General features: G+C 66.1%; 20 protein-coding genes. 12 read left to right on the top strand and 8 right to left on the bottom strand.

Translation table 11 applies throughout. The annotated features are described in order from the left end of the window. Window positions 1-14: 14 nt before the first annotated feature. Window positions 15-872: a hypothetical protein gene (locus OHN74_RS17070; RefSeq protein WP_327695394.1), complete on the top strand. Its 858-nt coding sequence runs from the start codon at window positions 15-17 to the stop codon at window positions 870-872. Window positions 873-1,032: 160 nt separating this feature from the next. Here the strand turns inward: OHN74_RS17070 and OHN74_RS17065 are convergent, their stop codons facing one another. The 6 genes from OHN74_RS17065 to OHN74_RS17040 form a co-directional block, all read right to left on the bottom strand. Next, window positions 1,033-2,460, bottom strand: a complete 1,428-nt coding sequence (locus tag OHN74_RS17065; RefSeq protein WP_327700160.1) for a PE-PGRS family protein — start codon at window positions 2,458-2,460, stop codon at window positions 1,033-1,035. A gap of 170 nt (window positions 2,461-2,630) precedes the next feature. After that, the gene (locus tag OHN74_RS17060) at window positions 2,631-3,344 is read right to left on the bottom strand and encodes a hypothetical protein (protein WP_327695393.1); all 714 of its coding nucleotides are present in this window, start codon (window positions 3,342-3,344) and stop codon (window positions 2,631-2,633) included. Between the two features lie 107 nt (window positions 3,345-3,451). After that, a complete protein-coding gene (locus OHN74_RS17055; protein WP_327695392.1) occupies window positions 3,452-4,147 on the bottom strand; it encodes a hypothetical protein in 696 nt (231 codons plus the stop codon). 188 nt (window positions 4,148-4,335) lie between these two features. Further along, window positions 4,336-4,668 (bottom strand): hypothetical protein, encoded by a 333-nt coding sequence (locus OHN74_RS17050; RefSeq protein WP_327695390.1) that lies wholly within the window; start codon window positions 4,666-4,668, stop codon window positions 4,336-4,338. 90 nt (window positions 4,669-4,758) lie between these two features. Beyond that, window positions 4,759-5,091, bottom strand: a complete 333-nt coding sequence (locus OHN74_RS17045; RefSeq protein WP_327695389.1) for a hypothetical protein — start codon at window positions 5,089-5,091, stop codon at window positions 4,759-4,761. 39 nt (window positions 5,092-5,130) lie between these two features. Then, entirely contained in the window at window positions 5,131-7,380 is a 2,250-nt protein-coding gene (locus OHN74_RS17040) for an alpha/beta hydrolase (protein ID WP_327695388.1), read from the bottom strand. A gap of 26 nt (window positions 7,381-7,406) precedes the next feature. On the opposite strand from OHN74_RS17040, the gene OHN74_RS17035 reads away from it, so the two are divergent. Further along, window positions 7,407-7,652 (top strand): hypothetical protein, encoded by a 246-nt coding sequence (locus tag OHN74_RS17035; RefSeq protein WP_327695387.1) that lies wholly within the window; start codon window positions 7,407-7,409, stop codon window positions 7,650-7,652. A 28-nt stretch (window positions 7,653-7,680) separates the two neighbouring features. On the opposite strand, the gene OHN74_RS17030 is transcribed toward OHN74_RS17035, so the two are convergent. Together OHN74_RS17030 and OHN74_RS17025 are read right to left on the bottom strand one after the other, a co-directional pair. Next, window positions 7,681-8,253 (bottom strand): hypothetical protein, encoded by a 573-nt coding sequence (locus OHN74_RS17030; protein WP_327695386.1) that lies wholly within the window; start codon window positions 8,251-8,253, stop codon window positions 7,681-7,683. A gap of 343 nt (window positions 8,254-8,596) precedes the next feature. Beyond that, complete coding sequence (locus OHN74_RS17025; protein WP_327695385.1) at window positions 8,597-8,992, bottom strand: hypothetical protein; 396 nt, start codon at window positions 8,990-8,992, stop codon at window positions 8,597-8,599. Window positions 8,993-9,122: 130 nt separating this feature from the next. Between OHN74_RS17025 and OHN74_RS17020 the strand changes: the two genes are divergently transcribed. The 10 genes from OHN74_RS17020 (at window position 9,123) to OHN74_RS16975 (ending at window position 18,855) form a co-directional block, all read left to right on the top strand. Beyond that, window positions 9,123-9,803 (top strand): hypothetical protein, encoded by a 681-nt coding sequence (locus OHN74_RS17020; protein WP_327695384.1) that lies wholly within the window; start codon window positions 9,123-9,125, stop codon window positions 9,801-9,803. A 179-nt stretch (window positions 9,804-9,982) separates the two neighbouring features. Beyond that, window positions 9,983-10,561: a hypothetical protein gene (locus OHN74_RS17015; protein WP_327695383.1), complete on the top strand. Its 579-nt coding sequence runs from the start codon at window positions 9,983-9,985 to the stop codon at window positions 10,559-10,561. Between the two features lie 69 nt (window positions 10,562-10,630). Then, entirely contained in the window at window positions 10,631-11,443 is an 813-nt protein-coding gene (locus OHN74_RS17010) for a hypothetical protein (RefSeq protein WP_327695382.1), read from the top strand. A 105-nt stretch (window positions 11,444-11,548) separates the two neighbouring features. Continuing rightward, window positions 11,549-12,808: a mucin-2 gene (locus OHN74_RS17005; RefSeq protein ID WP_327695381.1), complete on the top strand. Its 1,260-nt coding sequence runs from the start codon at window positions 11,549-11,551 to the stop codon at window positions 12,806-12,808. A 54-nt stretch (window positions 12,809-12,862) separates the two neighbouring features. Beyond that, on the top strand, window positions 12,863-13,447 hold the full coding sequence (locus OHN74_RS17000; protein ID WP_327695380.1) for a hypothetical protein: 585 nt from the start codon (window positions 12,863-12,865) through the stop codon (window positions 13,445-13,447). Between the two features lie 487 nt (window positions 13,448-13,934). Then, complete coding sequence (locus tag OHN74_RS16995) at window positions 13,935-14,666, top strand: hypothetical protein (protein WP_327695379.1); 732 nt, start codon at window positions 13,935-13,937, stop codon at window positions 14,664-14,666. Window positions 14,667-14,682: 16 nt separating this feature from the next. After that, window positions 14,683-15,579 (top strand): hypothetical protein, encoded by an 897-nt coding sequence (locus tag OHN74_RS16990; protein WP_327695378.1) that lies wholly within the window; start codon window positions 14,683-14,685, stop codon window positions 15,577-15,579. Continuing rightward, the gene (locus OHN74_RS16985; protein WP_327695377.1) at window positions 15,576-16,886 is read left to right on the top strand and encodes a CpaF family protein; all 1,311 of its coding nucleotides are present in this window, start codon (window positions 15,576-15,578) and stop codon (window positions 16,884-16,886) included. Before OHN74_RS16990 ends, OHN74_RS16985 begins: the two co-directional genes overlap by 4 nt. A gap of 89 nt (window positions 16,887-16,975) precedes the next feature. Beyond that, entirely contained in the window at window positions 16,976-17,935 is a 960-nt protein-coding gene (locus tag OHN74_RS16980) for a type II secretion system F family protein (RefSeq protein ID WP_327700159.1), read from the top strand. Next, window positions 17,932-18,855 carry a type II secretion system F family protein gene (locus OHN74_RS16975; RefSeq protein WP_327695376.1) on the top strand — a complete coding sequence of 308 codons (924 nt, stop codon included), beginning with the start codon at window positions 17,932-17,934 and terminating at the stop codon, window positions 18,853-18,855. Before OHN74_RS16980 ends, OHN74_RS16975 begins: the two co-directional genes overlap by 4 nt. The last annotated feature ends 30 nt before the right edge of the window (window positions 18,856-18,885 follow it).

Raw genomic sequence — 18,885 nt, 5'->3', positions numbered from 1 at the left:
AGGAAACGAGAACAGTGCCTTCGTACGACAGCTCCCGCGCACGTTTCCGGCTGGCCGACCGCCACATCGCGGTCTTCGCCCACCTCCTGGACGGTGAGACGCCTCCCGAGGAGCTCTGGGACTCCCTGGTCGAGCTCCAGCGGATCGGACTCATCGGCGAGGAGGGTGAACTGGCCCCGGTGCTGCGGGACTTGCTGGGTGCCCTCGCCGATCCCATGGTCATGATCCAGGTGGAGGTGACGGGCGAGCACGGTCCGGTCAACCACGGCGTGATCGTCGGCCAGGAGGCGGTCTTCTCCCACGACGGGTGGCCCGGCGAGGAGGAGTCCGAGTACGTCTCGATCGAGCCCAACACGCTGGTGTGGGACCTGGCCCGCAAGGTCAACCTGCACCGTGGGGAGGCCCCGGCGGACGGCTCCGCGGAGGTCGTCCGGGTCGAGACCACGATGGGGGCGCTGGACACCGCGTTCGTGGCACTCGGCGAAGGCGGCGGAGACGACGGCGCGGCCCGGGACCTCGTTCGCAAGGCGGTGGTGGAATCGGACGCCGGCCTCAAGGACCCCGAGCTCGGCCGGTTCGTGGAACTCGTGGCCGCTCTCAACGCCACCTGGCGCATCACCACGGCCTGGGACGGCGAGCACGAAGGCGAACGCTCCACGATGATCCGGGCCCTCGCGGTATGGGACTGCGGTCCGCTCGGCTACTGGCTCCGAGAGAAGCCCGAAGAACCCATCATGCCCGGCCAGGTCACCCCGGACAGCCCCCTGGTACTCGTCCGCTCGGACTCCGCGGAGGTCTGGGAGAAGATCACGGACCTTCTGCCGGACAAGGATGAGCTGATCGTGGAGCCGCTGCCGACTCCGGAGGGATGACCGGCTGCCAAGCCGTGGAGACGGGGCAGCGCGTCACGCTCGTCGCGGCCCCGCAGGATTGATCGCTCGCGGCACGGCGGACCATGCCGGAATGGCGTCGCCAACGGGCTGTCCTCCACCACGACCTGGACCCTGCGCAACCCCTTCAACTGTCCTGGGATCAGAACCAGTTCATGGGGTTCGCCTTGGACTTGGCGATGCTCTTCCCAAGGTCCGACGCCTTGTTGCCGACCCAGTTCGCCGCCTCGCCCGCACCCTTCTTGATGTCGTCCCAGTGCTCGACGACCTTGGCCCCGCCATAGATGAGGCCTGTGCCCACCGCGAGGCCGATGGTGATCGGGTTGGGGGCGACCATGGCCGCGGTGAGGGAGGCGTTGAATCCGACCTCGGCGATGTCGGCGACGTATCCCGCGCCGTTCCTCTTGAACGCGTCGACCGGATTGCCCTGCGAGATCACGTTGGCCGCGCTGAAGCCCGTGGAGAGGACGCCACCGACGACGCCGGCACCGCGCAGGAAGCCTGCGGTCTTGGCGGCGGCGCCGAGGCCGGTACGCAGAGCGCCGGCTCCCCGTGCCGCGCTCGGCAGAGAGTTGGCGAACCGCTGGGCGTTCGATGCCTTGGTGAAGACCTTGAGCAGGCTGGCATTGCCCGCGCGTTGGACTGCTTGCCCGGAATGGGTGAAGCCGCCATACATCTTGGCGACATCGTCGGACCCGACCAGGAAGTCGATGGCCCCGTTGACGCCGAAGCTGCGCATGAGCGGTGTGTTGCGCGCCCAGTTGTACGCGTTGCCCAACAGATCCCCGCGGAGGCCGCTCGTCAGCGGGACCCGGCTCGCGTTCTGGTAGAGGGAACTGCCGGAGAACAGCCGGCCGAGCTGTCCGGGCAGCCAACTGCCGGGGGCGCTCAGGGAGCGGATCTTCGGGGTCCACCTGATGAGGCCGTTGCCGGCCGATTTTATGAGCCCGTTGCTGGACCCGCTGAGAGCGGTACCTATTCGGGTCTGCCAGGTGCGCATCACGCCCTGTTTCAGGGAGTTGCCGAGGAGAACCTTGGTGAGTGAGGTTCCCTGGATGGTGACGACGGCCGCGGACTTGGTGATCGAGCCCCAGTCGCCGTAGAGCCCGATCATGGTGGCGATCGTTTCTTCGTGCGGCGCCAGCCCCGGAATCTGTGCGATCGCGTGCGCCTTCAGCCGGTCGATGTAGTCCGACAGGGACTCATTGACGCGTCGTTTGAAGGTGTCGGCCTTCGGGTCGTCGCTGGCCGCCACCGAGTTGGCCAGCAGCAGCACATCGGGCGACAGACCCTCCTGCTTGTACTTCTCGAGGTCCTGAGGGCTGAAGCCGGCCCAGCGCAGCCCGGCCTGGGGATCGCCACTCTCCAGCCGGGCGAAGGTCGCTCGCTTGCGCAGATCCGGTCCTGCGTCCGTCACCCAGGAACGAAGCGGCTTGAGTGAGGTGAGTTTGCTTGTGACACCGAGTTGGGACGCCCTTGTAAAGGCTTCGTCAAGCTTGTCCTGGACACCGCCCCGGCCGTCCAGCAGCTTCGCGAGCTGATCCAGATCGTCTGGATTGGCGCTCCGCATAGCCATGCTTCATCCCCCTAAAGCACATCAAACCGGGCCCTCAGTGGCAGGTGGTGAATGGGCGCACCATGATACGGGCGGGGTTGGAGCGCCCGGCGGTCAACTGCCGGGCAGAAGTGCGTATGTGAACACGGGACTGCGGCCGAGCAGCGGGCGCGGGGGAGCGCCTCTCAGTGATCACCGACGAGCGCGAACGCGAAGGCCAGACGACGGTCGATCCAGCCCGCCCGCACGGTGACCCGCTCGCTGCCCTCCGAGACCATCACGACCTTGTCGTCGGCGCGCCACTCCAGCGAGCGCGACTTCGAGCGCTGATCGCCGCCCTCCGCGCCCATGTCGCCGATCGCGTTGACGACGCCCTTGACGAACTTGCCGGCCATACGGCCTGCGACCTCCTTGGCGTCACCGCTCGCCCACTCGCCGCGTCCGACGATCTCCGGGTGGCCTGGCTGCTCGATGCGCCATGTGTGCTTGAACGGACGACGCTTCGGCGGTACGCGCGTGAGCGTTCCGACGACCAGGCCCTGGCCGTCCCGCACCACATGGCGTTGCTCTCCGTCGGCCTCGACGGCCGGCTCCACGTAGCAGAGCAGCTGACGCGCGTCGGGGTCCTCGTACAACGTGTGCTCGGGGCGCGAGGGCAGGGCGGCGCTGTGGGTGTCGGCGGATCCGAGGAAAGCGCAAGGAGCCAGTACCTGCAGATCCTTGGAACCCTTGGGCACCCGCACGGCGGGCTTGCCCCACTCGATCCGCTTGCGCTTCGCCGTCTCGGGACGCTCGACGGTACCGATCACGAACTGCCCGGCAGCGGCCCACGGGACGGTTTCCATGGAGGGCTCGTCGGCCGCCGACCTGCTCCTGCCGAAAGCCACTTCTGCCTCCATGGCCGCTCTCTACAGTGAGTTATTTGGGTCAATTACCCCAACTCGCTAGTATTTGATAGCAGATGGGGAAAATATAACATTGTGGGCGAGGCTGGGTGGTGTGTCGGTCAGCTGGTGCGCAGAAGTGCGAATGCGAAGACCAGGCGGCGGTCGAGCCACGCCACTCGGATCAGGAATCGGCTATTACCGTCGGAGGTCATCACCAGTTCGCCGTCGGCCTTCCACTCAAGCACACGTGACTTGGAGGCCTGATCGCCGCCGTCAGCCCCCATGTCCGCCACGGCTTGAATGGCACCCAGGAGAAACTTGCCGGCACCGCGCTGGACGATCTCCTTCGTGCCGTTCTTCGCCCATTCCGCGCTGCTCACGATCTCCGGATGGCTGGGCTGGTCGATGCGCCAGGTGGGTTTCAAAGCATGCTTGAGCGGTGCGAGGCGGCGGATCGTGCCAATGGCCTGCCCCTGCCCGTCGCGGACGTGATATCGGCGTTCGCCTTTGGTTTCCTGCGGATCATCAACGGAGCAGAGGAGTTGCCGTCCCTCGGCGTCCTCGTACAGGCGGAGTCCGGTGGGCGAGGACGACGGGGAGCCGGGTGGGCTTCCTGGAGGGAAGAACGCGCAGGGAGCGTGGACGCGTTGTGCGCCTCCGCCGGAGGGGACCCTGAACGCACGGACTCCGAGCACTGGATGTTTCCGCTGTCCGGCCGCGGGTCGTTCCTCGTTGCCGATGGCGAATTCCCACACATCGGCCCAGGGAACAGGAGGAACAGGAGGTTCGTCGACGTGCCTGTTCTTGCCGAACATCAGTCTGTCTCCACAGGTGGTCTGCTGAGGTGCTCCTCGACCCTAGCCGCACTGGCCCGAGGGCGGTGGATCGGGTCTCGGGAACAGCCCGCACCCCCGGAGCGTGAAACGGTGCTGGGGGTGCGTTCAGGTCACAGCTTGGGCCAGAGTGGCAAGAAGGGCGGCGCGGTCACGAGTGGCAATGCCCGTCACACCTCGACGCTGCCCGTGAAAGTGAGGCTCTGGTTCGACGCGTAGAGTCGTCCGCTCGCGAGGCCGGGCTTGATGATGCGGGCCGAGCGGTCGTCGCTGTCCGTCGTCTCGGGGAAGACCTTCCAGCCGTGCTTCGTGAGGTGGCTGGTGCTCTGTTTCAGCAGACGCTCGTTCGACTGCGTCTCCTCGGGGTCCCAGCCGGCCACCCGGACGGAGGGGGACTCGGGGGAACCGAACTCGTCGTCCGGGTACACGGCCCTCGGAGTCGCGGCCTTGATGGCCGTACGGATCTCGGCGGCCGTGGTCTGCTGGGCGTGTTCGACATTCATCGACGGGGACCTGTCTGTGTCTTCGGCTGTTGTGGCGTCTCGGGCGTTCCGGTCGTCCTTGTGGTCTGTGTGGTCCGTGTCATCCGATCATCATCCGTGGTCCGCCACGCCGCTGAAGGACACGGCGGCCGTCTGTACGGTGAAGGCGCCGCCGCCGAGCTCGGACTTGGCGGCGTGGAAGGTCGGCTCCGCTTCCTTGCGCTGCCTGTCGTCGACCACCCAGTCGTCTGCCCGGAGGTGCGCGATGAACGCGTCGGCGAGCTCCCCGGGCGCCCTGGTGTCCGACGCGTCGAAGGCGGTGATCGCGACGGCTTCGGGTGAGACCACGGACGGCAGGTCCATCACCGTCGCACCGGGCATCACGGTGGTGATCACGGACTTGACCGCGCTGATCAGCTCGGCTCGTGCCTTTTCCTCGGCCACAGTGTTCCCTTCCGTAGTGCTGGATCCGTGGTTCTGGAGCTAGAAGACGAAGTTGACGACCGAGTCCAATACGTCCCCGCCCTTGTCCAGGGCCTTCTTTCCCGTGTCGAGGCCACTGCTGATCATCTTGCCGCCCTGTTGGACGGTTTGATCCACGGCGTGGTCCACCGTGTTGACGATGTCGGCGCCCTTTTCCACGAACGTGTCCTTCGTGGCCTTCAAGGACCTGGTGATGTCGCCGGCGTTCTCGAACGCGTTGGCCGGGTTGATCAGAGTGTCGCCGAGCTCGTACACCACGCGCCCACCCGTGTTGAACACACTTCCGGCGATCTGTGTGCTGTCACTGAGGACGCGGCCTCCGTCGTGCATGAGCGTGCCTGCCAGCGCCGTGCCCTCGGTGAAGAGTTCGCGGCCGCCGGCGGCGAGCCCACTGAACAACTGGCGGGTGTTGTTCTGCAGCCGGTCGAGTTCCATGACCTTGACCACGGGCCAGGTCGCGACGCTGAGCAGTCCCTTGGTGGAGCCTGCTGCCGTGGTGGCCGCGGTAGCCGCCACCCAGTCGGGCGCGCCGTGCTCCTTGGCCGCCTTGAACGCTTCCTTGTACGCCAACTGCGATGCGAGGGTGGTGACTTCGCCCACGAGTTCATCCGGTTTCACCCGGTCCAGCATGTTGTGCTTGTTGAGCACCGCATGGATCGGCCCTATGACGTCGGTGAACTTGCTTCTGCCGTTGAGGAGCCCCTGGACGATGGGGTCGAGGTCCCCACCCATCTCGCTGACGACCTCGGGCGGTACCTTCTCATGGAGGAACGCGACCAGTTTGCGCATCTCCGCGGCACCCGTCATCTCCTCGTCGAGAGTGGTGTCGGTGAAGGTGAGACGCTCACCGCCCTGGAACAGGATGCTCCGCATGTTCGCCAGGGATCCGGTTCCCACGTCGTAGTACATCGAGTGCCCCTTGGCACCGTTGGTGCCGAGCCTGGTGATGTCCGCGAAGTCGGCCGGGTCGTCTCCGTGCCCTTGTGTGTAGGACACCGGGTCCTCGGGGGCGCGCATGGCGAAGAACTTGGTGTTCGGCATGTTGAAGTCGGCGACGGAGTGGATGTTCGGCCCCAGCCCGGGGCTTCCCATGAACGTCACGTTGTCGATGTTCGTGAGGCCGTTCTGCAGTGCCTTGCTGGTTACCAGGGTTCCATAACTGTGGGCGAAGATGCTGGTGCCCGCGTCGGGCTGGAGGTTCACGGAGATGCCCTGGCGGAAAGCGTTGAGCTGTCTGCCGCCGACCTCGGCCTTGGCGGGGTCCACGGAGTCGCCGATTTCGGGAGTGTCATAGCCCAGCCAGCTGACAACAGCCGTGTCGGGCTGCTCGAAGCCGTTCTTGTCGGTGGCCAGATCGTATCCACCGCGGCTGAAGCCGTTGAAGTTGTCGAGCCGGTTCGTGATACCCGGGACGCGGAATGCGACGTTATCGGCGTTCTCCAGATCGCCGACGACCTCGGCCACCCTGCCATCCGGAAAGGGCGATGCCTTCGGATCGGCAGTGGATCCATAGTGGGCGTCGAAGACCAGGAACTGCCGAGGAACCTCGACCGTCTTAACCTTGTTGGTCGCCGGATCGACGAACTTCTTGATCCGTGGATTCAGGAAGCTGCGCAGAGCATCGACGCGCGCCTTGGTGCGTGCGTAGGCCGGATCGTTCGGCGCGAGTCCATTCAGGTACTGCGACTCCTGGTCGTACTCCTTCTGAATGGAAATGCGGTTCGCCGCGAACCGTACGTTGACCGGGGCGCCGTCCAGGTTTCCGACGAGGTCGGGGTTCGCGACCACCAGGGCGGCCTGCTCCTCGGGAGTCAAGGTGGCGAAGTAGTCCTTGACCGCCTGGGCCTGTTCCTTCGGTGTGCCGTTCTTGTTGTCCGCGATGACGGCCTTGAGGCCCGACTCGAATTTGTCACCCGCTCCCGGGTTCTTCGCCAGGGAAGTCGGCAGACCGAAGCTCGAAAGTGATCCGAACGGAGACTCGGAAGGAGCCCTGAGGATTCTCGCGCGTCGACGGAGGTCGGAGGCGGTCTCGCCCAACCAGCTGGCGATTGCGGGCAATCCGGGCAGGTCGGCCGAGACCCCAAGTGTCGCTGCCCGGGACTTGAGGTGCGGAATCTCTCCGGCTTTGCTGTCGAGGGACTTCGCCAGGCGCTCAAGCATGTCTGGGTCAGCGAAAACCAAGGACATATCTAGTACCGTATCCTGTCGATAGGATCTGTCGAGAGACGTTCGAGAGGCTGATCCGAGCAAGTTCCCTGGGGAAAAGAGGATTTGTTGTGGGAGCAACGGAAGAGGCAGGGAAGATCCGCCAGTTGGCAGCGGATGTCAGGAAGCTTCTCGATGATCCCGTCGAGATTGCGGCGGACTCTCAGGCCAAGCAGGACGAACGCTGGCAGGGCCCTACTGCCGAAAGGGTGCGCGGGGAACTCAAAATCAGGAAGGGGAAATTGGGATCAATGGCCGACAGCCTTGAGAAGTCCGCCACGCAGCGCGGCAAGGAGTCGGAGGGCGGAGGGAACTGACCCCCGCGTTCGCTCGGTCATTCGTTCACTATTTCTTCCAGTCGGGGTTGCGCAGGCAGTCGGTGATCACCTGAGTGGTGAGGGTCTGTGAGATTTTTCCGGACGTGAGCTTGAAAGGCGTAGCGGAGACGCTGATGAATCCGGAAGCGCCAGGCTTCTGGAGGTACTTGATGACCTCGTCGGATTCGGCGGGCGGATGTGCGTCCTGCCTGGTGTCGATCTTCCAGCCCTTCTTGGTGAGGTAGTTCACCGCAGCGTCCACCAGTGCATCTGACTGCCGTGTGTCAGTGGGGTCACCAGGAATCCTGATGTCAGCCACCGCTTTCAGCTTGCTGGCGTCCTTGCTGTCGATGAAGTCCCATCCCCCACATTCGTAGCTGCCGCCAGAGGACTCTTCGGGCTCGATGCCGGGCATGGTCGCCTTCATCGCGCTGAGGGCGTCGGGATACATGGCGTCCATTGCCTGCTTGTATGTGGTTCCTGTTGCCCCCTTGTCCTTCTCTTTCTCCTTCTCGGAGCCTCCGAGCGATCCTGAGCATCCGGCGACTGAGCAGACGAGGGCAACGACCGCAGCGGTTGTCCGCACGTGGTGTGCTCGCATCAGATTGTTTCCTTTGTCCGTAGACCTACTTGGATGTTCGCCGAGTCAACGAGGACTGCTGACCGGAGCATTCGGCACTGCTCGCCGAGCCGAACTTGTCCTTCGGGCGGACCGCCTCGGGAGTTGCCGCCTTGATGGCGGCAGCAACGGGCAAAGAACGGCGATCCACGGTCGGCTCCCGGTGGGGCGAGGGTTGGTCAAGGGCAATGACGCTAGCGGTGTGGTTCTTGGTTTCGCCAGAGCGAACCCGTCGGCGAAGGGGGCAATTGGGGATCTAGGTGGTTGGAATCGACAGTTCCGTGTCCTGATCGTGTTCGGACGGGGCCGGCCACAAAGAGGTGGCTCACGAGCAGATCATCCAGAGGGTCGCAAGGAGCGGTGCGAACAGTGCGCAGCCGCCCAGGGCTGCCACCCGGTGGCTGCGCGGAAGTGCTCGTACGGTGGAGAAACAGCACGCGATGGCGCACAGCGCTCCGCTGGTGGCGAGAGTCACTGGTGCCAGCAGGCTGTTGGGTACGCCGAAATCATGGTTGAGGCTGACACCGAACATCGCGGCCGAGGCCACGAGCGTCAGGTTGAACGCGAGGCGCAGCGTCCCCATCACCCATGGGGCGACGACGTACAGAGTGCAGAACAAGGTGGCGCCCCACAACGCCGCACCGAGCATGATCGCGCCCGGCCTGCCGGGGCGTCGCTGCGGAGACAGGCTGGGCGGCTGCGTGGTCATCTGCGTCTGCATGGTCAAGAGGGTGCACGGTGCGGCAGGGCGCCCGCATGGGTACGGGTACTCATTTCCTGCGTCCCGGATTCCGTTTAGTGTCTGCAAACGATGGACTCGTGGGAGCGAATCCGCACGGAGACGTGAAGACGTGAAGACGATGAAGATGATGGAGACGTACGAGATGCCGCTGGTCGCGAAGACCGAATCGCCCGCCGACGACCCAACCAGGGCCTCGGTCTCGGTCCCGGCCTCAACCTCGCGTCGTGCACTCAACACGTTGAAGTGGGCCCTCCTCATCCCTGTGACGGGTGTCGCCGCGGGGGTCCTGGGCCAGTACCCGTACGGCATGTGGGCCGGAGTCGTCGTCGCCCTGGGCGCGGCCGCCGCCGCTGCCGTTGTCGCGGGCGGCGTCTGGCATCGTGCGGGCGCGGCGACGCTCGCGTCCGTCGCCGCGTTGGCGCTGCCGTTCTTCGCCGGGCCCGCGTTCTACGAGACGTACATCAAGCAGTTCGGTGAGCGGGTGCACGCCGTGGTCACGGACACCGGGGAGCGCCAGGGGGTGAAGAGGAGCACCGAACTGGCCGTCTGCCGGGTCGTCGACACGAGCGGCACCGTGCGCGACCTGTCGCAACAGCAGAACTGCTACGGCCAGTTCAAGGTGGGGCAGGAGGTCGTTCTCTTCGAGGATCCGCAGGGAGCGCTCGACCCGTGGATCGAGGCGCTGCCCGGCGCGCGTACGCCTGATGCCCTCGGTCTGGGGATTACGGCTGGACTCTTCCTGACGGCTGGTTCAGCGCTCTTCTGTGCGGGGCAGAGGCGCCGCTTCTAGGGTCCAACTTGCCCCCGTCGCCACTGTCATCTCCGTTTTTGTCTGCGCAGGAGCTGGGTGGTGGGCTGCTGCGAGAGGGGCCGATCATTCGCTTTCATTGCTCTCCCTTTACTATTGCGTCGGGTTTCGGCCGGGTCCGGTCCAGCAGGGACGGTGGAGGAGCGGGAGGTGCCAGGCGTATGAGTGGGGTTTCGTTCGAGCTGCAACGTTCGGCATCCGTCGAAGGGGCCCGTGGCGAGGTCTTCTCATGGGTCGGCCAGGTGAACGGGCTCGGTGAGATCCAGCTGGCCCTTCCCACGGAGCACGGCGACTATCCGTCGGAGTACTGCGAGGTGGCGGTGAGCGGCGAGAGCTTTCCGCTCACCACATACCTCGGGCTGCGCTTCCTGCGGCGTCCGCTGCTGGCCCGGGGCGAGCTGCGCCTCGGCTGGGACACCGCGGAACTCTCCCGGAGCGTGTGGTGGCCCGGAAAGAAGGGGCGAGCTCTCCGGATCCGGGTCCAGGAACGCACTTACGCCTATGCCCAGTTGGGCGGCAAGCGCAGTCACCAGCTGACGCGGTCCGGTGCGGGCGTGCGGATGAGCCGCTCCAGCTGGACGAATCCGCGCACCATCTCGGGGACCTGTGAGGGCGATGCGGACGTCCTCGACATCAGCATCGCGCTCGTCCTTGAGGGCGTGTACACGCGGAACCTGTCGGCGTTCGGTGCGCTGGTGTCGCTGCCAGGACGTTTCCTCAACCGATTCAACGATCTCTAACCCGTTCAACGATCTCTAACCGGTTCAACGATCTCTGATCGCGGTCCGATTGCAGGGGGACAGGAAAGAATGCCTTCCATTGATACGGCTCGGCGCCGGCTGCGGCTGTCCGATTCCCATGTCAGTGTGCTGGGACTCCTTGTGGAGGAGGGGCAGGTTCCAGGTGAACTGGCGCAGGCGCACTCCGAGTTGAAGGAGGCGGGGATCCTTGATGCCGAAGACAAGATCTCGGCCGATCTGTACCCGCTCGTCGCCACGCTGATGGAACCGAGAGTCATCGCGCGGGTCGAGATGACCGGCCCGCAGGGTGGGTCCAGCAATGGGGCCGTCGTCGGCGACGACTTCATCTTCACGCACGAGTGCTGGCCGGGCGATCAGGAGTCGGAGTACACACCCGCCGAACCCGAGACGCTCGTATGGGCTCTCGCCAGGATGGTGGACCTGCATCGCGACTTCACGGACGCGACCGACAGCGCTGAGGAGATCGCCTCGACCATGGGCACGCTGGATCAGGTGATCGAGCGCATGGAGGCCGGGCAGTTCGAGGAGCCGGAGGCCGTGGCCGGGGTCACCGGGGCCCCGGTGCGGCTCGCCGAGGTGCTGGCCCAGCTCAACTGCATGTGGCGGATGACCGTGGTCTGGCAGGGGGACGGTCCTACGCGGAACGCCGGCGGCGCGGCCGTCTCCGCGCTGGCCGTGTGGGACTGCGGACTTGAGGGGTACTGGCTGCGCGAGTTGCCCGCCGAGCCGGTCGTCGACGGTCAGGTGGACGCGAGCAGCGAGCTGAAGGTGCGGCGCACCTCGGCCAAGGAACTCTGGCAGCTGATCACGGATCTACTGCCGGACGGGAGCCAGCTCGCCGCGAAGTCCGCACAAGGGTGAGATTGGTTGGTTGGTCGGTTGGTACTTCGGCGTTCCGTGCCGTTTGAGTCCAGCTGATCACGAGATCCAGGCTCCGCGTATCAATTTGATCATCACGGGGAAAAGATGAGCGACAGTTCCAAGCGCATGGCTAATCCGGAGGACATGGAACACCTGGCCCGACTGCTCGACGGCAGAGGTCAACTGCGGGACAAACTGGACGAGGCATTCACCCGTGCGTCCCACCTGGGCGTATCCGACAAGCTGAGCGCCCTCAAACCCATACGGTCCTGGACCGACGACACGGCGGTCGACCTTCGACGGCGTTCGGCCATTCTGCGAGCGGAGAACGGCGATCCCAGGGCTGCCGCTCTGTACGCGGGTTTCACCGCGGAGGAACTGAAGGGCGCGAACCTTCCGCCTGACGCGATGCTGATCGCGAACGCCTCCGTCGCGAACGGCGACAAGTTCGATACCAAGTGGCTGGAACGGCAGAGGGGCGAGACGCTTTCGGACTGGATCCAGCGCATCAAGTCCGATGCTGTCGCCAAGGTCACGAATGACAAGAACCTCGGAGAAGTCGTCGGGGATTACATCGACATCACAGCGATGGCCTCCACAGTTCCGGGCGCCTTCAAGATGACGGCGGCGGGCACCCTCCAACTGATCAAGTACTTCAAGAGCCTCAAGAATGCCGGCAGTGTCGAATTCCTGAAGGCGCCTGGGACCACCCTTGCCCAGCTCCTGAAGGGGCAGTCGACGTCCCGCCTTATTCCTGCGCAGATCCGATCTCTGGCTGCAACCATCGGGGCACGTACTCCCGCTCCGATCCTCGACGTACTCACCGGAAAGGACAGTCTCGCTGCCCTTTCGGGAAAGCAGTGGGCTTGGGAGGCGAACCTGCTCAAGGTCGGTCAGAACGCCTCCAACTTGAGCAGGGCTACCGGAGCGGGCCGGTTCGGGGCCTTCGCATCCGGAGCCGGGACCGCCCTGCGTACCGCCGGCTGGTGGCGTGCGGCCGGCGTCGGTGGCAGCGCGGTGTCCACGGTGATCGGTGCCGTCGACCTGGTGCAGGAAGGAAACCCCGTCGACGCCTTCAAGCGGGACAAGGCCGGGTACGTGGCGAAGGTCTCTGGCGTGGCTTTCAACGCCTCCCTCACGGCGGCGATGATCGCTCCCAATCCGGTCACGATCGGTGCGGCGGTGGTCACCGGTGCTGTCTATGGTGTCGCAACCATTGTCGACAACTGGGACACCGTCAAGAAGTTCCCCGGGAAGGTCGCGGACGCCGGAGCCTGGGCAGGGGAGAAGATCGGCGAGGGGGCCGGCAAGCTCGCCGACGGCGCGAAGAGCGTCGGCAAGGCCATCGGCGGCTGGTTCGATTAGGCGTGATCCATTGAGCGTGAGATGACTGAGTGTGAGATGACTGTGGCTGAATTCATGTTCGAGCTCGAGCGGTACACGAACACCATTACCTCGCGGGAACAGGCTCGCGTGACCTTTTGGCGTGGCCCTGTAGGGCAGTTGGGCCTCGTGGAACTGATCGTGCCTGCCCTGGAAGTCGTAGAGGTGTCCGAACCCAGGGAGATCATCGGTGCCATGGTGACCGGCGAGAACATTCCGATGTCCTCCTTCAAAAGCATTCGGTACGGTGGGCGGCCCCGCTTGGCCGAAGGGAAGTTGAGCGTGGCGGGGCAGCATGCGTCCTTCACCCGGAAGACCTTGCGGATGAGCAGAGGTGGCCGGGCTCTGAAGATCTGGGCGGTGGGACGGGAGTACCGATACCGGGAGGAAGGAAACCGGCGGCATCATGTGTTGGAACGCCCGGAGTCCCGGATCGTCATGGCCCGTTCCAGCGCGTCAGATCCGAAGAGCATTTCCGGAACGGCTCACGGGGCGGTGGACTCCGTCGACATCAGTCTCGCGACCCTCTTCGAGGGCGTGTACACACGGAACCTGTCGCTTCGTGGTGCGTTGATCTCGGCTCCAGGGCGGTTCTTGGACGGGTTGTCCTCACTCTCTTGAGTCTCTTGAGTCCCTGATCGAGTGCGGTGAGGTCCATCGGCTCCGGTGCTGGGTGGCACTGCTTCCGCTACGGCGGCCCGGCGTCGCGTGAGCGAATCGTGCAGGCCTCATGGCAGACCCGTGGTGAAGGGTGGGGTGGTGGCGCGGGTTGTCCGGCCTGTGGGTGTCGGGTCGGCAACGGATTCGCGCGTGCACAGCAGATGTCGTATCCGTATCGCTGCGCCCAACGGGGAACCGTACGGTCGAAGTTGCACGTGAATAACGTTGTGCCCCGGGCTGTTCACGATCCAGAACGCGCCTTGAGGGGCTTATGTGCGGCTGATACGGTGCCATGGCTTGACACTCACTCCAGCGCTGGCTGATTGGCCGGATCGGGCGGTACGTCCAGCAAGGGGCGTAACGCGCGCATCGCGCATATCACGAGCAAAGTGTCCTATTTAGCATGTAAATTGGCAGAATTTTTCTTGGGTGTACGGGGAGCTGTTGCGTGAAGATCCAAGAGCGTACGGGTGCGGGCGGCGGCCGTTCCTCGATGCCCGCTCAGCCGATGTCCGGTGAGCGGCTCCCGACGCCGCCTCGCGAGCGCAAACCGGCTCTTGCCGCTCTTGCGGTGCTGCTGATCCTGGTCGGTGCGCTGGGCGCGACGATGCTGGTGCTGCGGGCCGGGGACCGGATCGAGGTCGTCAAGGTCACCGGTGACATCCCGGCCGGAGGGTCTGTCACCAAGGCCAACACGGCGTCCGTCCTGGTCGCGGCCGACGACAGCATCCACTACGTCCCGTGGAGCCAGCTGGATGGTCTGATGAAGTTGAAGGCCGTCAGCGCCATCCCCAAGGGCGTCGTCGCCGTGGGCGAGATGTTCGCCGCCGAGACCGGCGTCGCCGCCGGGCAGGCCACTGTCGGGCTCTCCCTGAAAGAGGGGCAGTACCCGACCGGCCTCGAAGCCGGAGACGTTGTTGCCGCTTACCGCGTCGGCAGCACCACAGGCTCCTCGTCCAACACCGGCTCCAGTGACTCGTCCTCTTCGTCCGGCGCCAGCACCAGCCTGATCGTGGACAAGGCGAAGGTCACCTTCGTAAAGCCGCAGGCGAGCAGTGGTGACGTCATAAGCAGCACCAACCTGCCCGTCACCCTCACCGTCGACAGCGCCAAGGCCGCCGAGCTGGCTCAGGCCGCTGCCGCAGGCCAAGTGGCTCTCGTGCTCATCCCCAGCAGCTGAAGGCGGCCCCGGAACCATGGCGCTCATCGTTCTTGCCGCCGACAAGGGGTCACCCGGCGTGACCACCGCCGCCGTCGCGCTCGCGGCGGTCTGGCCTCGGCGTGCGCTGCTCGCCGAGACCGACCCGGCCGGCGGTGACCTCGTCTACCGCAGTGCCGCCGCGCACGGCGGGATGCTCAACCCCAACACCGGCATGCTGTCCATCGCCGCGACCGCCCGGCGCGGGCTTGTTCCCGATCAACTCTGGGACCACGTACAGCCGTTGAGCGGCGGGCTCGAAGTGCTCGTCGGGCTGGGCATCGCCGAGCAGGCTGCCGGGCTCGCGGGGCTCTGGCCCACCCTCGGCAGCGCCTTCGCGCAGCTCGGTGACTCCCCGACCGCGCCTGCCGACGTCATCGCCGACTGCGGACGTATCAGTGGGGACACCCCTGTCGTCGACCTGTTTCCGCACGCCGCGCTCGTGCTGCTCATCTCGCGTACCGAGCCGGAAGCCATCGCCCGTGTGCGTGACCGCGCCGCCGCTCTCTCCACCAAGCTGCACGGCGGTCCGCGCGGCGCCGCCAGTCTCGGCACACCCTTCATCGGGGTCGTCCTCGTCGCCGATCCGAACAACTCGGGCAAGCTGGTCAACCAGGTCAACGACATGCTCGTACACGCGCAGACGGGTGCACGCGTCGTCGGCACGCTCGCCGAAGACCCGGCCGGGGCCGAGCAGTTGGCCGGGCGCAAGCGCGGGCGGCTCGACAAGTCGATGCTCATCCGGTCGGCCCGCAAGGTGACTTCGGACTTGTATCAGCAGTACGGCGCCGCATGGACCGTACCCAGCCAGGCTCAGCAGGGCTATCAGGGCCAGGCTCCCGGTCAGCCCGGTCCCGCCGGTGGTCAACCCGGCCATGCCGGAGCCGGCCGATGACCGCTGTCGACCACTCGCTGGTCAAGCGGTTCCGGCAGGAAGCCGGTGACCGGATCTCCGAGCAGCGTCGGCTCGACCAGGCCTCCAACGTCACGCCGATGTCCGGTGAGGACGAGCGGCAGTACGCGCGGGCCGTCATCGCCCAGATCCTTGAGGACCACGCCCGCACCGAGATCAACGCCGGGCGTACTCCCCTGGATGCCGAGACCGAGGAGCAGTACGCGGCTGCCGTGCACGCCGCGCTCTTCGGCGTCGGGCGCCTGCAGCCGCTGCTCGACAACGTCGACGTCGAGAACATCGACATCAACGGGTACGACCAGGTCTTCGTCGGGTATTCCGATGGGCGCGAGGTTGCCGGTGACCCGGTGGCGGAGTCCGACGAGGAACTCATCGAGTTGATCCAGGTGCTCGGCGCCTACTCCGGGCTCTCCTCCCGGCCCTTCGACTCCGCCAATCCGCAGCTCGACCTGCGGCTGCCGGACGGGTCGCGTCTGTCGGCCGTCATGGACGTGACCCGGCGTCCCGCGCTCTCCATCCGTCGTGCGCGCATGGGGAAGGTCTTCATCTCCGACCTCGTCGGGAACGGCACCGTGACCCCGGAAGTCGCGCACTTCATGGCCTGTGCCGTGCGCGCCCGGAAGAACATCATGATCGCGGGTGCCACCAACGCCGGTAAGACGACGTTGCTTCGGGCCCTCGCCAACGAGATCCCGCCGCACGAACGTCTCATCACCGTCGAGCGTGCGCTGGAGCTGGGACTCGACCAGTTTCCCGAACTCCACCCCAACGTCGTGGCGTTCGAGGAGCGACTGCCCAACTCCGAGGGCCAGGGCATGATTTCGATGGCCGAGCTGGTGCGGCGGTCACTGCGTATGAACCCCTCGCGCGTCATCGTCGGTGAGGTGCTCGGCGACGAGATCGTGACGATGCTCAACGCGATGTCGCAGGGCAACGACGGTTCGCTCTCCACGATCCACGCGAACAGCTCGCACGAGGTCTTCAACCGTATTTCCACGTACGCGCTCCAGGCGAAGGAACGGCTGCCCATCGAGGCCAGCCAGATGCTGGTCGCGGGCGCGGTGAACTTCGTCGTCTTCATTCAGCGGCGCAACAACTACCAGACGGGCGGCCGGCTCCAGCGCATGGTGACGTCTGTCCGCGAGGTCAACGGCGTGGACGGCCGTGTGCTGTCCAGCGAGGTCTTCGCCGAGACCCCGGACGGCCGCATCGTGCCGCACGCGCCCCTCTCCTGCCTCGACGATCTGGTCGCGCACGGGTACAGGCTGCCCGGCGGGAACTGGGGGTGACCATGATCATGACGACAACCAGTGATGCCTCGGCGTACGGGGACATGCACGGGGATACCTACTCCGCGGCTGTCGGTTCGCTCGGCTCCATGGGCGGACTGTTCTCCATCGAGGTCCTGTACTCGCTCGGGGCCGGTATCGCCGTCGGCGGCGGGCTCGCGCTGCTCGCGGTCGCGATCCGCGGGCTGCCGGTCAAGCCGGAGCACGAGAAGCAGAAGGCCACCGAGCGCGCCAACGAACTCATCCGGTTCGCCGGGCAGCGCGGTTCGCTCGCCGCCCTCGTCGGACTCGCGGTGCTGGTGCTCACCCGGTGGGCGGTGGCCGGTATCGCGGCCGGCGTCCTCGTCTTCTTCTGGGACCGTCTCTTCGGCGGCGCGGCGGAGGAACGGGCCGGCATGCGGCGCGTGGAGGCCCTCGCCTCCTGGACTGAGTCGCTGCGCGACACGATCGCCGGTGCGGTAGGCCTGGAACAGGCGATCCCGGCGTCGGCGCGCGCGGCGGCACCGGTACTGCGTCCGCATCTGGACGCGATGGTCGACCGGCTCCGCTCCCGCACCCCGCTCCCCGAGGCGCTCCAGCAGCTCGCCGACGAGATCAACGACGCGTCCGCCGACATCATCGTCGCGGCGCTCATCCTCAACTCGCGGCTGCGCGGCCCGGGTCTGCGCCAAGTCCTGGGCGCGCTCGCGAAGTCGGCACGCGAGGAGGTCGACATGCGTCAGCGGGTCATGGCGCAGCGGTCGTCGACTCGCCGGTCCGTACAGATCGTTGTCGTGGTGTCGGTCGGCTTCGTCCTCGGACTCGCCATCTTCAACCGGGAGTTCGTGGAGCCGTACGGAACGCCGATCGGACAGCTCGTACTCGCCTGTGTCTGCGGCCTGTTCGCGCTCGGCTTCTGGTGGCTGCGCAAGCTGTCGACCATCGAGACACCCGAACGCTTCCTGGTCCGGGACGATCCGTCGGTGCAGTTCGTACGGCCGTCCACGACGCCGGCCCAAGGAACGCAAGGACCGGCGCCGTACGGGGCTGAAGAGGGGGTACGTCGATGAACGACCTGACCATGCCGGTGGTGGTCGGCGCCGTACTGGGCCTCGGCATCTACGTGCTCGTACGGGCGTTGATGCCGTCGAAGCGGAGTGCGGTCTCGCAGGTGGCACGCGTCGACGCGATGCGGGCGCGGGGGGCGGCGTACGAGTCGGCCCATCGGACGCAGGACGCCGGCCGGATCGGCTCGTTCCGCGCCCAAGTGGGCGTCCGGGTCTCGGACTTCTACTTCCAGCAGGGTTGGGAGCAGCGCTCGCTGCGGGCCGACCTGGCCGTCCTGGACCGGAGTTGGGAGAACTTCCTCGCGACGAAGGTGCTGCTGGGGGCGGCCGGTCTGTTCTTCGGCCCGTTCCTCTTCGTCATCGTCCTGACGCTGGGCATCGGCAGGAGCCCGGCCATCCCCGTCTGGATGGCGCTGCTCTTCGCAGTGGTCTTCTTCTTCCTGCCCGACCTGGAGGTACGACGGGACGCCGCCGACAAGCGACGTGACCTGCGGCGCGTGATCGGGGCGTACCTCGACCTGGTGTCGATGAGCCTGGCCGGCGGCCGGGGTCTGCCGGAGGCGCTGATGGCGGCGGCGGAGGTGTCGGACGGCTGGGCAACCCAGCGCATCCGCAACGCCCTCGCGGACGCCCGTATCACCGGCACCAGCCAGTGGCAGGCGCTCGGTTCACTGGGTGAGGAACTGGGCGTCGAGGAACTCAAGGACCTCTCCGCCTCCCTCGCCCTGGTCGCGGACGACGGCGCGAAGGTGCGCGAGTCGCTCGCCTCCCGCGCGGAGACAATGCGGCACCGCGAACTGGCGGAGATCGAGGGCAGCGCGGGCGAGAAGTCGCAGTCGATGCTCGTGGCGCAACTGCTGCTGTGCGCGGGGTTCCTGGTGTTCCTGATCTATCCGGCGGCGATGCGTGTGTTCCAGGTCTGAGTCGTCTCCCGTTTCCAGTACTGCCCATCC

The sequence above is a fragment of the Streptomyces sp. NBC_00459 genome, from assembly GCF_036013955.1.
Classification (GTDB): Bacteria; Actinomycetota; Actinomycetes; order Streptomycetales; family Streptomycetaceae; genus Streptomyces.
The sequence above is the reverse complement of the archived record's forward strand: the minus strand, read 5'-3'. Positions and strand labels throughout refer to the sequence as shown.

What these genes read in the sequence shown, in the direction of transcription:
- OHN74_RS17010 (WP_327695382.1), top strand. Translation starts at nt 10,631, where the DNA reads ATGCCTTCCATTGATACGGCTCGGCGCCGGCTGCGGCTGTCCGATTCC.
- OHN74_RS17005 (WP_327695381.1), top strand. Translation starts at nt 11,549, where the DNA reads ATGAGCGACAGTTCCAAGCGCATGGCTAATCCGGAGGACATGGAACAC.
- OHN74_RS17060 (WP_327695393.1), bottom strand. Translation starts at nt 3,344, where the DNA reads ATGGAGGCAGAAGTGGCTTTCGGCAGGAGCAGGTCGGCGGCCGACGAG.
- OHN74_RS16985 (WP_327695377.1), top strand. Translation starts at nt 15,576, where the DNA reads ATGACCGCTGTCGACCACTCGCTGGTCAAGCGGTTCCGGCAGGAAGCC.
- OHN74_RS17015 (WP_327695383.1), top strand. Translation starts at nt 9,983, where the DNA reads ATGAGTGGGGTTTCGTTCGAGCTGCAACGTTCGGCATCCGTCGAAGGG.
- OHN74_RS16975 (WP_327695376.1), top strand. Translation starts at nt 17,932, where the DNA reads ATGAACGACCTGACCATGCCGGTGGTGGTCGGCGCCGTACTGGGCCTC.
- OHN74_RS17050 (WP_327695390.1), bottom strand. Translation starts at nt 4,668, where the DNA reads ATGAATGTCGAACACGCCCAGCAGACCACGGCCGCCGAGATCCGTACG.
- OHN74_RS16990 (WP_327695378.1), top strand. Translation starts at nt 14,683, where the DNA reads ATGGCGCTCATCGTTCTTGCCGCCGACAAGGGGTCACCCGGCGTGACC.
- OHN74_RS17030 (WP_327695386.1), bottom strand. Translation starts at nt 8,253, where the DNA reads ATGCGAGCACACCACGTGCGGACAACCGCTGCGGTCGTTGCCCTCGTC.
- OHN74_RS17065 (WP_327700160.1), bottom strand. Translation starts at nt 2,460, where the DNA reads ATGCGGAGCGCCAATCCAGACGATCTGGATCAGCTCGCGAAGCTGCTG.
- OHN74_RS17025 (WP_327695385.1), bottom strand. Translation starts at nt 8,992, where the DNA reads ATGCAGACGCAGATGACCACGCAGCCGCCCAGCCTGTCTCCGCAGCGA.
- OHN74_RS16980 (WP_327700159.1), top strand. Translation starts at nt 16,976, where the DNA reads ATGGGCGGACTGTTCTCCATCGAGGTCCTGTACTCGCTCGGGGCCGGT.
- OHN74_RS17055 (WP_327695392.1), bottom strand. Translation starts at nt 4,147, where the DNA reads ATGTTCGGCAAGAACAGGCACGTCGACGAACCTCCTGTTCCTCCTGTT.
- OHN74_RS17000 (WP_327695380.1), top strand. Translation starts at nt 12,863, where the DNA reads ATGTTCGAGCTCGAGCGGTACACGAACACCATTACCTCGCGGGAACAG.